The sequence below is a fragment of the Ruegeria sp. CH8 genome, assembly GCF_056536985.1.
The window spans coordinates 1-13,520 of sequence record NZ_JBQFQR010000009.1; the positions used below are offsets into that span (position 1 = coordinate 1).

13 protein-coding genes and 1 pseudogene are annotated in these 13,520 nt (G+C 57.0%); 7 read left to right on the forward strand and 7 right to left on the reverse strand.

The features are described from left to right. Positions 1–77 precede the first annotated feature (77 nt). A pseudogene (locus ACR0ER_RS11815) lies at positions 78–715 on the reverse strand (IS6 family transposase); the annotation flags it as partial. Between the two features lie 6 nt (positions 716–721). Here ACR0ER_RS11815 and ACR0ER_RS11820 point away from each other — a divergent pair. Next, positions 722–1,330, forward strand: coding sequence for a hypothetical protein (locus tag ACR0ER_RS11820; RefSeq protein ID WP_480769098.1), 609 nt, complete (start codon positions 722–724; stop codon positions 1,328–1,330). 37 nt (positions 1,331–1,367) lie between these two features. On the opposite strand, the gene ACR0ER_RS11825 is transcribed toward ACR0ER_RS11820, so the two are convergent. From ACR0ER_RS11825 to ACR0ER_RS11835, 3 genes are all read right to left on the reverse strand, one after another. Next, a complete protein-coding gene (locus tag ACR0ER_RS11825) occupies positions 1,368–3,674 on the reverse strand; it encodes a Tex family protein (protein WP_480769099.1) in 2,307 nt (768 codons plus the stop codon). Between the two features lie 65 nt (positions 3,675–3,739). Then, positions 3,740–4,762, reverse strand: coding sequence for an Ldh family oxidoreductase (locus ACR0ER_RS11830; RefSeq protein ID WP_480769100.1), 1,023 nt, complete (start codon positions 4,760–4,762; stop codon positions 3,740–3,742). 85 nt (positions 4,763–4,847) lie between these two features. Continuing rightward, entirely contained in the window at positions 4,848–5,789 is a 942-nt protein-coding gene (locus ACR0ER_RS11835) for a c-type cytochrome (protein WP_480769101.1), read from the reverse strand. Between the two features lie 48 nt (positions 5,790–5,837). Here ACR0ER_RS11835 and ACR0ER_RS11840 point away from each other — a divergent pair, with 48 nt between their 5' ends. The 3 genes from ACR0ER_RS11840 (at position 5,838) to ACR0ER_RS11850 (ending at position 8,291) form a co-directional block, all read left to right on the forward strand. Next, a complete protein-coding gene (locus ACR0ER_RS11840) occupies positions 5,838–6,410 on the forward strand; it encodes an RNA polymerase sigma factor (protein WP_480769102.1) in 573 nt (190 codons plus the stop codon). Beyond that, entirely contained in the window at positions 6,407–7,153 is a 747-nt protein-coding gene (locus tag ACR0ER_RS11845; RefSeq protein WP_480769103.1) for a hypothetical protein, read from the forward strand. Before ACR0ER_RS11840 ends, ACR0ER_RS11845 begins: the two co-directional genes overlap by 4 nt. A gap of 76 nt (positions 7,154–7,229) precedes the next feature. Further along, positions 7,230–8,291 carry a helix-turn-helix domain-containing protein gene (locus ACR0ER_RS11850; protein ID WP_480769104.1) on the forward strand — a complete coding sequence of 354 codons (1,062 nt, stop codon included), beginning with the start codon at positions 7,230–7,232 and terminating at the stop codon, positions 8,289–8,291. Here the strand turns inward: ACR0ER_RS11850 and ACR0ER_RS11855 are convergent. Continuing rightward, positions 8,264–9,154 (reverse strand): LysR family transcriptional regulator, encoded by an 891-nt coding sequence (locus ACR0ER_RS11855; RefSeq protein ID WP_480769105.1) that lies wholly within the window; start codon positions 9,152–9,154, stop codon positions 8,264–8,266. The genes ACR0ER_RS11850 and ACR0ER_RS11855 overlap by 28 nt on opposite strands. Before the next feature lie 103 nt (positions 9,155–9,257). Here ACR0ER_RS11855 and ACR0ER_RS11860 point away from each other — a divergent pair, with 103 nt between their 5' ends. Further along, positions 9,258–10,142 carry a phytanoyl-CoA dioxygenase family protein gene (locus ACR0ER_RS11860; protein ID WP_480769106.1) on the forward strand — a complete coding sequence of 295 codons (885 nt, stop codon included), beginning with the start codon at positions 9,258–9,260 and terminating at the stop codon, positions 10,140–10,142. A gap of 140 nt (positions 10,143–10,282) precedes the next feature. Here ACR0ER_RS11860 and ACR0ER_RS11865 read toward each other — a convergent pair whose 3' ends face one another. Then, positions 10,283–11,359: a DUF2793 domain-containing protein gene (locus tag ACR0ER_RS11865; RefSeq protein WP_480769107.1), complete on the reverse strand. Its 1,077-nt coding sequence runs from the start codon at positions 11,357–11,359 to the stop codon at positions 10,283–10,285. Between the two features lie 222 nt (positions 11,360–11,581). Between ACR0ER_RS11865 and ACR0ER_RS11870 the strand changes: the two genes are divergently transcribed. Next, positions 11,582–12,241, forward strand: coding sequence for an IS6 family transposase (locus ACR0ER_RS11870; protein ID WP_480769229.1), 660 nt, complete (start codon positions 11,582–11,584; stop codon positions 12,239–12,241). Positions 12,242–12,425: 184 nt separating this feature from the next. Here the strand turns inward: ACR0ER_RS11870 and ACR0ER_RS11875 are convergent, their stop codons facing one another. Continuing rightward, positions 12,426–12,968, reverse strand: a complete 543-nt coding sequence (locus ACR0ER_RS11875) for a hypothetical protein (RefSeq protein WP_480769108.1) — start codon at positions 12,966–12,968, stop codon at positions 12,426–12,428. 46 nt (positions 12,969–13,014) lie between these two features. Here ACR0ER_RS11875 and ACR0ER_RS11880 point away from each other — a divergent pair, with 46 nt between their 5' ends. Then, positions 13,015–13,281, forward strand: coding sequence for a hypothetical protein (locus ACR0ER_RS11880; RefSeq protein ID WP_480769109.1), 267 nt, complete (start codon positions 13,015–13,017; stop codon positions 13,279–13,281). The last annotated feature ends 239 nt before the right edge of the window (positions 13,282–13,520 follow it).

The following is a 13,520-nucleotide window of genomic DNA, read 5'->3' on the forward strand; positions in this document are numbered from 1 at the left end:
CGAACTCCGACCGTTTCAATAATTCGCCCAACTGGCAGGGTAAAACGCTCACCAATTCCACCGATGTTCTGCATCCAAAAAGCTTGCGACAGAACCCTGGGGAATTGCTGCTTTCGGATCATGTTGGCGACCTCAATGCCGTCCAAAGTAGCCGAGGCGGATCTGAACGACTTGAACCCGCACATGTGCCGTATGCGACGCTTGATGAACCGATGATCCTGTTCTTCAAATACTTGGGCCTGACAGTTTGGATTTTGGCTGGGCATCCAAATCGAATAAGGGTTTTGTTCACTTCTCGAATGCCCGCCGCGTTAGCACCGCTTTTGTCGATGACGATCTTGCTCGGGATTCCATTTGACGACAGCGCTTTGGCAAAGAACCTGGCTGTTGCTGGACGGTTCCTCCGCTCGGACAGCATGAAATCAAGGGTATTTCCAGTTTTGTCTACGGCCCGATAGAGGTACATCCATTTGCCGCGAACACGAATAAATGTCTCGTCCATGCGCCAGGAACTCAGCGTTGGGCGTTTCTTCAATTGCGCTCGCGCAGCAACCATCGGTGAATACTTCATAACTCACCTGTTGAGAGTTGCGTGGTCCACCTGCACGCCGCGTTCGGCCAGAATCTCTTCCAAATCCCGATACGACACCGTGTATCGCAAATAGAAATAAACAGCGTACAAAACTGCATCCTTGGGAAATGGCAGCCTTTCAATGAAATCATGCTGAAACCTGTCAAAGAACTATACGCTGAGAACAAACGTCGGAACCGGCGGGCTCGTCAATCCAGACAAAAAGTTGCGACACATCCCAGCGATAGTGTTCGCAATCTGCAGGTTTACAAAACGCTGCGTAAGCAGGGGGTATCAGACCGGCTTGCGCGCCAATGGATTGCCGAACATGGGGAGGACTATGTCCAGAAAAAGCTGGACTATGTCAGTGGACAGGGTGGTGTGAAATCGACCGTAGTGTGTCTGTCAGCAGCCCTGCGCGACGATTACCTGCCGACAGAAAAAGAAGCATCGTCAGAACCCAGCCGTAAAGCCCTTGAAGCTGCGCGAGTACATGAGGCCGCGAAGGCGCAGGTGGATCAGGCATACGCAGCCCGCTCGGCTGAAAGAACAGAACGGGCACGCAGGTTGTCTATCGTGGAAGAATTGGTTTCGCGGCGAAACCCGGCGCAACGGGACGCGGACAAACGGTTGTTCTTGGCCGGGCTGGACAACGATCTGGACCGTGAGCATTTCCGGGCCCATGGTTGGCGCTCCGGATTGAACGCCAATGCATTCTTCGACTTCTGGGAAGAGCTTGAGCCCGACGCTTTCAGTTAGAGAGTGAATAATGGGGCCGAACGCGGTTCCAGAGGTATCAGCGGTTTTTCATCGCTGATTTTAAGGCATCTGCAATTGCTCCGTTTTGCGTGTTACTTTCAGATTTTGCGCGTTGTTTTGCCTGAGGCTTTATAGCGCTGGTAGCTTTTCGAGGTGCACGGCTGCCTTGATCTTCGCGTGCTGAGGCACCACCGTCTTTCCGCATTGTCAGTCCGATCCGTTTGCGCGGCACATCCACTTCAACCACGGTGACTTTTACGACCTGACCGGTCTTGACCACCTCGTGCGGGTCTTTGACGAACCTATCAGCCATTTGGCTGATGTGGACAAGGCCGTCCTGATGCACGCCGATGTCCACAAAAGCGCCGAAGGCCGCGACATTGGTTACCGTTCCTTCAAGTACCAAACCGGGTTTCAGATCAGTGATATCCTCGACACCGTCGGTAAAAGATGCAGTGACAAAACTCGGGCGCGGGTCCCGACCGGGTTTCTCCAGTTCTGCAAAAATGTCCCTTACAGTCGGAAGGCCGAAGGTGTCGTTTACGAATTGCTCGGCCCGCAGTCCTTTCAACGCGCCGTCATTGCCCATGATCTGACGAATGTCCCGTCCACAGGCGGTAACGACCTTCCGCGCCACATCGTAAGCTTCCGGGTGAACCGAGGACGCATCCAGTGGCTCTACGCCGTTGCGTATGCGCAAAAAGCCCGCACATTGCTCATAAGCGCGAGGGCCAAGGCGGGAGACTTTCAGCAGTTCTTTGCGCGATTGAAAGGCGCCGTTCAGGTCACGGTGCATCACGATCGCGTCGGCAAGCCCGGGGCCCAGGCCCGACACATGAGAGAGTAGGGGGGCTGAGGCCGTATTTAGATCAACGCCGACCGCGTTCACGACGTCTTCGATAACTGAAGCCAGGGATTGCGACAAGCGATGCTGATCCACGTCGTGCTGGTACTGACCGACACCGATGGACTTTGGTTCGATCTTAACCAGCTCGGCCAACGGGTCCTGAAGACGCCGGGCGATCGACACGGCACCACGCAGAGAGACGTCGAGATCGGGGAATTCGCGCGCCGCCAATTCGGATGCAGAGTAAACAGAAGCGCCGGCTTCAGACACAACGACCTTGGTAGGGGCGGCGACGGTCTTGGGCAGTAGTTTCAGCGTGTCAGCCACCATCTTCTCGGTCTCACGGCTGGCAGTGCCGTTTCCGATGGCGATCAACTCGATCTTGTGGGTGGCGATCAGGTTCAAAATAGCCGCCTGTGCGCCGCGCAGATCGTTTTTGGGTTGAAATGGGTAGAGCGTATCTGTCGCAACCACCTTGCCCGTGGAGTCCACCACGGCCGCTTTGACGCCGGTTCGAATGCCGGGGTCCAGACCCAGCGTCGCACGCGCTCCGGCTGGTGCCGCGAAAAGTAAGTCTTTGAGATTGCGAGAGAAAACCTGAATGGCTTCTTCCTGTGCCCGGCCGCGCAGGTCCGCCATCAGTTCAACCATCATAGAAAGGGACAATTTCACCCGCCACGTCCAACCGGCCACTTTGCGCAGCCAGACATCCGCCGGCCCATCTCCGCGCGTGTGCAGATGGGCAGCGACAATCGCCTCGGCCCGTGCCGCGCCCGCTTCGGCTTCGGGCGCGATATCCAGTGTTACGATCCCTTCTTTCGAGGCCCGCAGCATCGCTAGCGCGCGGTGCGAGGGGGTTTTCGACCAAAGCTCTGTATGGCTGAAATAGCCGCTGAACTTCGCGCCTTCCTGCTCTTTGCCGTCGATCACTTTCGAAGTCAGCAGGGACTCACGCTGCATGAAATCGCGCAGCTCTCCTAATAGGGTGGCGTTTTCGGTCAGTCGTTCGGTGATAATGTCCCGCGCGCCGTTCAAGGCGTCTTTGGTCGTCGGCACCGCCTCGGTCACATAGCCCTGCGCCAGAACTTCGGGGTCGGCGGATCGGTTGTACAGAATAGTATCGGCCAGAGGCTCCAGCCCGTTTTCGCGCGCGATCATCGCCTTCGTGCGGCGCTTGGGCTTATAGGGCAGGTAGATGTCTTCCAGCTGCGCTTTGGTCTCGGCCTGCGCGATGGATTTGGCCAAGTCGGCGGTCAGCTTGCCCTGATCCTTGATGGACCCAAGGATCGTTTCACGCCGCGCTTCGAGTTCGCGCAGATAGGTTAGCCGATCAGACAGGGTGCGCAGTTGGGTATCGTCCAGCCCGCCGGTCACCTCTTTGCGATAGCGGGCAACAAAGGGGACGGTGGCCCCTTCGTCCAGCAATTTCACCGCGGCCCCCACCTGTTCGGGGCGGGCGTTGATCTCGGTGGCGATGGTGCGGGCGATGCGGTCCAAGGGGGCCTCCTGAAAAAAGTCTGGAGGAACTTCTTAGCCAGCCGCATCACCAAGGGGAAGGGGTGTCAGGCCTGTTCGGCGAGCCCCTGCAAATCATCGTGTAAGGTTTTTGCGATTTCGACGTAACCGCGTTCGGTATTGCGCGCCCGCGCGGCAAAGCGCCGTTGCGACGGAAGCCGCGCGCCCTGATCAATGATGTCGGCAAACAGACGCTCGGCGCGCGTGTCATTTTCAGAGACCCGACCTCCGCTGAACTGGGCTGGATCAAAGGCGAGGATGATTTCACCGTGATAGGGGGCTCCGCCCGCTCCTTCGGCGAATTCCATGCTTTCAAGGCTGGTCAGATCGTCGATCAGCGGCCCGGCCAGCAGTTCGATCATGATCGACAGAGCGGACCCCTTGTAGCTGCCGAAGGTCAACATCGCGCCATCCATAGCGGCCTGAGGATCGGTGGTCGGGTTGCCATCCTTGTCGATGGCGACGCCTTGGGGCAGCGGTTTGCCCGCGCGACGGTAAAGCTCGATCTCGCCCCGGGCGAAGGCGCTGGTGGCAAAGTCAAAGGTGAAGGGGTCCTTGCCTTGGCGCGGCCAGCTGAAAGCAAGCGGGTTGGTGCCAAGACTGCCGCGCGTGCCTCCTGCCGGCGCAACCCAGGAATGGCTGGGTACCATCGCCATTGCGGCCAAACCTTCGGAGGACAAGCGTTCCACCTCGGGCCAGAGGGCTGAAAAGTGGAAGCACCGATTGATAGCCATCGCGGCAATGCCATGGGTGCGGGTTTTTTCGATCAGCACAGGCAATGCTTTTTCAAATGCCAGCAGGGACATTCCCCCCCGTGCATCCACCCGGACGATGGCATTGTCCGAAGGCGTCACGACCGGTTCAACATAACCGTCGATTTTACCTGCCTTGATCGTGTCGTTACACATGAACAACCGGAACAGGCCATGCGACTGGCAGTCGTCGGTCTGGCAAGTGGTAAGCATGTGCGAAATGGCCGCCGCGTGATCCGGTCCAAAGCCGGACTTTGTCAGGATAGATAGGCTGAGGTCCCGGATCTCATCCAATGTCAGTTTGACCGTGTCGCTCATGCCTCGTGTCTCCCGTATTTGAGGTGAGACAAGGGATAGCGTGGCAAGGCGGGCAAAGGGAACCCGGATTTCGCCGGGCTCAGGTTCAGCCCTGGGACTCGGCTCGAAGATAGGCGATGACGTTTCGAATATCCTCGTCCTTTCTGAGGCCGCGAAACTGCATCTTATTACCCGGTACAGTGCCCTTGGGGTCGGAAAGGAACGCGGTCAAGGTCTCTGGTGTCCAGACAATGCCAAAATCCTGCAAAGGTGCCGAGTACCGGAACCCATCAGCCTGACCGGCGGTGGCGCCGATGATCCCGTGCAACGATGGGCCGACCGTGTGGCGATCCTGTTCCAGCTTGTGGCAGGCACTACATTTGCGGAACACTTTCTTTCCGGCTTTGACGTCACCTTCAACAGCGGCGGCAACGGCGACCGGGGCAGCGGGTGCTGCCTCGGCCTTTTTGTCGTCCATGTTGAAAATCAGACGGGCGGTCACGGGAACCGTTCGGGTGATGCCCGGCAGATCGGCCAGTTCCATCAGCTTGTCGACGCCCGCATTCACGCCCGCGTCTTCGGTGCTGATGAACACCATGTCATTGGTCGACACCAAGACCGAAGTTTCGGACAGACGGGCCACAAACATCTCGGCATCAAATGCAACATCGGCGCCTGCCAGCGACAGAACGGCTTCGGCATCGATAGTGATGGTTTCGCCCACGCCCAGGTCTGAGACCTCATTCATGTCGAACTCGGCGGTCAGAGAAGCAGTGCCCACCTTGCGGAATACATGTTCGATCATCCGTTCGTTGCGGATGTCGATATTGGTTTCGACCGAAGACAGGTCGATCTCGATCTCGGCTTTGCCGTCCGGGCTGACGTGACCGCTGAGGCTGGTGAAGGAATTGACCTCGCCCACGGTGTCTTTCTTGATGGTGCCATAGGCCAGATGCGAGCCCTCGGGCGCCAGAGTCCAGCTTTCGGCAAGCACCGGAGTTGCAACAATTGCCGACGCAATCGTGACTGCCTTCAACAGAAGTTTCATTTCATTCCTCCTCGGGTTATGTCAAATCTGAGCCCACGGGCCCGGTCCGTGAATGGCAAACACACACAGGTCGCGATTTATTCGATGCATGGTGAAATAAGCTCGGAACAGGCCGTGCGCGGCGCGATCCAGACGCATTCGAAACGTGTCTGGCGGTTTGGGCTGGCATTGTCCGGGGCGTCTGATGTAGCCGATGATCTGTTGCAATCCACATGTCTGCGTGCACTGGAGCGTCACCATCAGGTGACGTCGCATGAAAGGCTGGACAGTTGGCTGATGACGATCTGCCGCTCGATCTGGTTGAATGAGGTGCGGTCGCGGTCGGTTCGCAAGGCGCAGGCGCTGTCTGTGACGCCCGAGGCGGAATTAGTTGCCACCGGACCGGACACGGAAACGAATATTTTCGCTGCTGAGGTGTTTACACAAGTGATGCAACTGCCAGAAGCGCAGCGGGAGACGGTTATGCTTGTGTTCGTCGAGGGCTACAGCTACCGCGAGGCCGCCGCGTTGCTGGAGGTGCCGATAGGAACTATCATGAGCCGGCTGTCCAATGCCCGGCAGAAATTGAAAACCGTGATGCAGCATGAGGCGGCAGACGCCGTTCGACGGAGTGGCAAATGAAGTTTTCCGATGAGACGCTGTTGGCGTATCTGGAAGGCAATTTGGAAGAGGCCGAGGCCAGCGCGATCGAAAACGCAATCGAAGCTGACCCCGAGCTTGAGCAGCGCCTGATGGCGCTGGACCCGTTTGCGCCTGTGGTGCAGTCGGTGTTTGAGCGTGTTCCCACCGAGACACCTGTTGTTGATCTGCCAGAACCGGCGGCTGTCAAACCAGTGCAGCCTGCGGGCGGCGGATTGCGGTTGCTGGCCGTTGCGGCTTCGGTTGCGGTTATCGCGGTTTCGGCCACGTTTTGGGCGACGCGGCCCCAGCCGATGGGGTGGGCTGAGCAGGCGGCGATCTATCAGTCACTCTATGTGCCGGATACGATAGCATCGCTGGACAGTTCGCCTCAGGCGCTTGAGGCGCAATTCGCATTGGCCGAGGAACAGCTGGGCCGTTCGCTGAACCGTGCCGAGCTTGAGGCGCTGCCAGGAATGGAGTTGAAACGCGCGCAGGTTCTGTCTTTCAAAGGCAAGCCATTGGTACAGGTTGTATTTGCCGACGAGCAGGGCCAGCCTTTTGCCTTCTGTGTGATCCGGCAGGGTGAGGGCGCTCCGAGCAAGGATGTGAAACAGGCGGTACTGAGTGGTTTGGCCACGGCGACCTGGGCACAGGACGGGTACGGGTACATGCTGATCGGCAACAGCGAGCAGACCGACCTGAGCGGGCAACTGGATTTTCTAACCACAAGTTTCGCAGGTTAAGCGCGTAATGCGCAAAAACGCCTTGTGAAGCAGGGCAATTCCCCGAAATATACCGGGTATGAAAAAGAAACCCGTCATGCCTGATCCGGATGAGGACGCCGATGCGGTTGGTCCTGCCAGTATCTATGACGTGGACCCGCCCGAAGACGACGATCTGTGGTTTCTGCCGCCCGAGGATGACGAGGCGGTGGAGGATTTTCTGCCTCCGGGTCCCAAGGTGGACCGGCGTCTGTTGTTCGATCCGCGGGACTGGCGTGCAGCACAGGCGGAACTTTCCTACGAACTGGCCGATCTGGCTGCGATCTTTGGCGCCTTGGACGAACGGTTGCGCGCAGGTCCGGACGGGTGGACTCATCGTCTGGCCCTGATGGATGTGTCCGATCTGGGCTGGTGGACCGGCGACCGGATCAGTGTCGACCGGCTGGCGCTGTGGACGGGTCTTCGCATTGGTGCGACCGGCGACGATGTTCAGGCGCTGTTCCGCGCTGGTTGGGCCGTGCGGCGTTTGACCGGAGGGCCGGGGCCATCTGAGGATGGGTGGGAGACCGGGCTGACCATCTTTCTGGATCGGATGGCTCAGGGGTTTGAGGAAATCCCAGAAGCTGTCGCTGACCTAGCAGAGGTGATGCGCAATTCTGAAGGGCTGCATCCGGTTACTCAGGCAGCGATTGGGTTTCATGCGTGGCGCGCTTTGTCACCTGGAATTGGTCAGGATACCGAGGCCGCCATCATCGCGGCCCGCCACGCAGCCACGATGGGTCGGGGCGGGGCGTTGTTCATGCCGCTCGCCTTGTCCGGTCCCGGCGCGTTGCGCGGGGCAGGGGAGGTGGACGAAAAGCTTTCAGCCTGGGTTAGGGGAGCAGGGCAGGCGGCGCTGGCTGCGCTGATGCATCTGGACCGGGTCAGCGCCTGGGAGCAGCGCGCGCGCGAGGCCACCAGCGGACTTAGCGGGCGAACACCGCCCCTGTTGATCGATGTTCTGACTGCATGGCCCATGGTCTCGGCACCTTTGGCCGAGGAATTGACGAAAGCATCACGCGCGGCGGTGCAACGCAATATCGACCGCTTTACCCGGCGCGGACTGATCCGTGAGGTGACAGGGCAGGGGCGTTACCGGGTCTGGACCGCAGCGCTGTAATCCAGCAACCAGTTGCGAAAGGCGCGTGCCGGTGGACGCAGCGCGGCGCGCGACTGATAGACCAGATGATAGGATTCCTGCCCAGCGACCTGAATGTCAGGCAAACAAGGGACCAGGCCCGACAAATGCATGATACGATCCGACGCGGGCGCTCGGGCTAGTGCGATGCCGCCTCCGCTTGCGGAAAGCTCGGCAGCCATTAACGAATTGTCTGCAAAGAAGTATCGGGCCCGACCGGAGGGCAAGCGCAGGGATTCGAACAGATGCAGCCAACTGGCACGGTGGGTTGAAACCTCAATCAGCGGGAAATGGAACAGGTCCTGCGGGTCCCGGATTTGCGCGGCAATCTCTGGCAGTGCCACCGGATAAAGCCGTTCGTGCAACAGCGTGTCGCCTTCAGCTCCAAAAAGGGCCCGATTACCGAAAACGATCTGCAAATCGGTGAATTGGTTGGCAAAATCCGACACCAGATTGCCCGTGGTGAGTGACAGGTTGATCTGCGGATGTGCTGACTGGAATTCCGGCAGTCCACCGGCAATTACTCCATGCGCGAACAGAAGTATGGATTGTACAAAAAGCCGTTGTGCACGTGTTTCGCCGAATAGCCCTGTGGTGGCGGTTTCCAACATTAACAGGGATTGCTGCACAGAGGGCAGATAGGCTCGTCCCGCCTCAGTCAGGGTTACCGAATGCGCGTGGCGGTGAAACAAGGGTGTACCCAGCTGTGTTTCCAGTGCTTTGACCTGTTGACTGACGCCTGCAGCCGACATGTTTAGTTGGGTGGCGGCGCGTGCAAAACTCTCGGTTCGGGCGGCGGCCTCGAACACGCGCAACCAATTGAGAGAGGGAATGCGGGACGACATGATTTCAGGCTAAGCTGAACTTATCCTCACGGGCAAGAAGTTACGCGCTGGCCTGAGAAATTTGTGGTTTATCCTGCAGCGGCAAGCATCCAAGAGGTAAGCCATGCCGCAATCTGTTTCTTTGCCTGAAACCGCGCTGACCGCAGCCCAATCCGAACAATATTGGAAAGACGGTTTTCTTTTTCCGCTGACGGTTTTCTCTCAGGAGGAAACCTCTGAGATTCGCGCAGAACTGGAACAGCTTGAGCAGGACTGGCTTGCTGCGGATTTGCCCCTGCCGCTGAACACCTACAAGCGCGTGAACGCGCATCTGGTGATCCCACTGGCAGCCAAAATCGCGCTGGACGCCAGAGTGCTGGATGTCGTTGAAGGCGTTCTGGGTCCGGATATCATGGTCTGGTCAGCCGAATTTTTTATTAAAGAGGCCCATACTGATCACACTGTGGGCATGCATCAGGATTTGACTTATTGGGGTATGGGTGAAACACCGGACCAAGTCACGGCTTGGATCGCACTGTCCCCGGCCACTGTTGAAAGTGGCTGCATGGACTTCGTGCGGGGCAGCCACAAGAACCCGATCCTACCGCATAACGATACCTATTCCGAAACCAACCTGCTGTCGCGTGGTCAAGAGATTGCCGTCGATGTTGCGGACGAGGACAAAACCCATATTGAATTGGCCCCTGGGCAAATGTCTTTGCACCATGGGTTGACCATTCATGGTTCGGGCCCGAACCAGTCCGAAGACCGAAGGATCGGGCTGGCGATCCGCTATCTGAACCCTAATGCCAAGCAGCTGGTCGCGGACCGTGATTACGCCATGCTGGCGCGAGGGCAGGACGGGCAATCCAACTTTGTTCATGTCGAACGGCCGAGTCATCTGTTTTCGAAACAAGCTCTGGCCCTCTACGAACAGGTACGTCATGACCAAAGCAAAGCACTGGCAGAGGGGGCCAAAGGTACTGTGTCGCTGTATGGAACGAATTGACCTCGGGCTGATGCGGGTCGGCGCGTGCTTTGGGCTCGTCGCTCGGATTCGCGAAACCTATGGCGCGGTTCACAGATCAGAAGGACGCGGACTTGAACGCCATGTAAGTACCCGGGCGTAAGCCCGGGCAATCGGGTCCATCAGAACCAGCGGCCAATCGCAACGGCCTTTGGTGCCAGCGCTGTCGCATCATTCGCGGTAGCCAGAACCTTGAATTCGACCCGAGTTTCAGTTGGCGCGTCGAACCCCATAAAACGGGTGGTTGCGCCTCCGTTGCCGGACACAGTGACGGCTGAGCCCACAGCGAATGCTACGGGGAAATCCCAGACCACCGCATCGCTTGCGAACAAGGCACCTTCTGCATTTGTACAGCCCGTAGCCGTTAACGAGACGGTGCAGATTTGGGTGCCATCGGCAAATCGCACATAATCGCCGTCAGCGTTCGAGCCGCGTTCTATGACGGCGCCGGTTGGGTTGCCGCCACTTTGTGCCACGGAACCCAGCAGATTGCCGGGGCCAAAGCCGTAGTCCGCCCGCATCAGACGACCGGCAGTCGTGTCATCGGCGCTGGCCTGAACTGCGGCCCCGCTTGCGGTTCCGGTCGCAGGATCGAAACCCAGCGCTTCGGTCCAGGTACTGCCATCGGGCGAGACTTTGATCGCAAATCGGGTACTGCCAGATAGGCCCATCTCGGCGTGTCCGGTCCAGTTGGATTGAAACAGAAGAGAAGCAGTTTCGCCCGCATCGGCCTTGTTGATCTTCAACTGATGCCCGCCGCCGTCATGGCTGAGAAGCGTCGACGGAGACCGTACCGAAAGACGGTTTGTGCTGTCATATCCCGTGGCAATCCCCACACCGTCCAAGTTTTGCGTGGTGATCGGAGGGTCTGTCCAGACGCCTTCATTCCAGATTTTCATTTGCCCAGTGCTTTCATCCCAAGCGCGCCAGCCCGAACGGGGCATGACAAAATGCCAGGCATTATCCAACCACGCGGCCAGCATCCCGGCCTGACCGGTCCAGTCCCCCGTGGGTGCCGCGCCCAACGCGTGAATTTCGCCTTGATCCGGCACGGCGGGCGGAGTCGAGGCATTTATTGTTGCGACGCTCAGTTGCGTGATCAGGTCCAGTTGCCGTAACGCTTCATTATGGGTGACGTGTTTCTGTGCCTGCGACGGTTGCAGAAAAGGCAGGTTCAATCGGGGTGAGCTTTGTGACACGGGCGTCCTCCTGAGGCTGTCGGTCCGACAATTGCATTGCGCGCCACATTGCCGTGCTGCCGATGAATCCCGTGTCACCGGGCCGGGCGCCCGAAAAGCTTTTTGCTAACCTTCTGAGGGTCTTGTCAGAAGAACTTGGGTTGAGGCGGGTAGGGTGCTCTCGTAGCCGCCGCTCATGATTAAACAGTCGCATTCAAATACTTTAAAACCAGCCCCGAGGTCATTCGTTTGGCTGTAGTGCTGTACGTTCGTTTCCCATTGTCGCTTCGAAACGTGGAATACGTATTGCACGAACGGGGAATTGAGGTGAGCCACGAAACTGTCCGATATTGGTGGAACAGGTCTGGCCCGATGTTTGCTGCTGAGATCATACGAAAGCGTGTTCAGCAGCTGCGTGCGTTCTCCAAATGGAAGTGGCACGTGGACGAGGTTTTCGTGAAGGTGAATGGCAAGCGGCATTATCTTTGGCGGGCCGTTGATCACGAAGGTGAGGTGCTGGAAGCCGTTGTCACCAAACGCCGAAACAAGCAGGCAGCACTGAAATTCCTCAAGAAATTGATGGAGCGGCACGGTTGCGCCGAAGAGATCGTCACAGATCGCTTCGCTTCCTACAAGGCTGCGCTCAGAGAACTGGGTGCACTCGAAAAACAAAGGACGGGCAGGTGGTTCAATAACCGCGGTGAGAATTCGCACCTGCCGTTTCGACGACGCGAACGCGCCTTGCAACGTTTCAGGCGCATGCGAAGTCTACAGAAATTCGCCTCCGTCCATTCCTCCGTCTACAATCACTTCAACCAGGAAAGATCACTAGCCAGCCGAGACACCTTCAAGCTGACACGCACCGCCGCTCTTGCTGAGTGGCGTCAACTTTGTTCCGAATAGGTTCACGGTTTTGGCAGGAAACTGAGACTGGTTCGAATTCGTCTGACAGCACCCGCTTGTTTTTCGCCCGTGAAGCAAGCCTTCAAACAGAAATCTGTGGGTCCTGAGCCTAGGGCGCGTTGCCAGACTGTACGCGACCTGACAGGTAGGGACGAAGTTTGCGACAGAACCTTAAAACCTGAGCTCAGAGGATTGGCTCGTCCCACCTGGTGGAGTTTTGGTCACCTGCTGCAGGCATTGGACAGGCTTCGTCTGGCATTGCCGTTTTCTTCATGAAAAGGCAGCCACAGGCCATACAAACTCTGGGGTCATCTCGCGCAACTACCAGTGCCAATCGGTAAGCAAGAGTTTCGGGGGCATCCTTTAACTGATCACAGCCCAAACAAGCGTTCCGTCGCCGCTCTAACGTTTCAGAATCTACTTCTTTAAATCCTTGTGTACTCCATTGAATATAAGCATTCGCTGATTTCAAAGCCAATTCCGCAATGGAATCTGTACTCCGGGTGTCAGCCGGTCCATCATCTTCTAATGGCACAGAGAATTCAGTATTTACTGGGTCATTTAACATTCGGTCACGCCATTCACTTTGACTTCGAACACCAATAAGTGTTTTGGCAAAAGTTTGGTCCGCCAAAAACCGCGCTGCGACTTCCGGTGTAACAGGTTCAGACAATTTAATCGCGCGACCCAACGCCCCTCGAATCGCGCCGAATGTCTTGTGTTCCAAAACTTCTTTTACTATCGCAGAAATACCACTTAAAGATGAATTTTTTATGATTGTTCCCCAATTGGTGGCTTGTTCTGTGGAGGCACTAAAGAAGGATTTTGCTTCAGCGCGCCCAGTTTCTGAGCAGGGTGAAAGGTCTTTATCTGTTTTTAATCAGTTACCTAAAGATAAGAACCGCTCCGTTTCCAGCATTCGTAATCAACTATTTTCTGGTCAAGACCGACTGTCGAGTCAAGCCGATCTAAAACTGTCGACATATCATTTTGACATTGCTAACGTTGCGAACACGTTAAAAGTAAATTTTGTTCTGTGACTTATATGGTGACACTAATGAGTATGGGTGGGGATGTATCTAGCACTTGCATAGCGAGCTTCCATTTTCTCTGCGAAGTGCAAAAAATCAATATTTCAAGAAAACACGTTCGGAAGACAGGCGTATTTGATGCGCCGTTTGGAGAGATAAAAGCCGGCGATAAATGCCGCTCAAACCATTACAGTTAGTCAATCGCTGTGCGGCTATAATGCTTTCCAGAACGAAGGAAAATCCGACTT

Excerpts from the sequence above, each read along its gene's own strand:
- ACR0ER_RS11820 (WP_480769098.1), top strand. The coding sequence starts at position 722 with ATGCTGAAACCTGTCAAAGAACTATACGCTGAGAACAAACGTCGGAAC.
- ACR0ER_RS11830 (WP_480769100.1), bottom strand. The coding sequence starts at position 4,762 with ATGAGCGACACGGTCAAACTGACATTGGATGAGATCCGGGACCTCAGC.
- ACR0ER_RS11835 (WP_480769101.1), bottom strand. The coding sequence starts at position 5,789 with ATGAAACTTCTGTTGAAGGCAGTCACGATTGCGTCGGCAATTGTTGCA.
- ACR0ER_RS11845 (WP_480769103.1), top strand. The coding sequence starts at position 6,407 with ATGAAGTTTTCCGATGAGACGCTGTTGGCGTATCTGGAAGGCAATTTG.
- ACR0ER_RS11850 (WP_480769104.1), top strand. The coding sequence starts at position 7,230 with ATGCCTGATCCGGATGAGGACGCCGATGCGGTTGGTCCTGCCAGTATC.
- ACR0ER_RS11855 (WP_480769105.1), bottom strand. The coding sequence starts at position 9,154 with ATGTCGTCCCGCATTCCCTCTCTCAATTGGTTGCGCGTGTTCGAGGCC.
- ACR0ER_RS11860 (WP_480769106.1), top strand. The coding sequence starts at position 9,258 with ATGCCGCAATCTGTTTCTTTGCCTGAAACCGCGCTGACCGCAGCCCAA.
- ACR0ER_RS11880 (WP_480769109.1), top strand. The coding sequence starts at position 13,015 with ATGATTGTTCCCCAATTGGTGGCTTGTTCTGTGGAGGCACTAAAGAAG.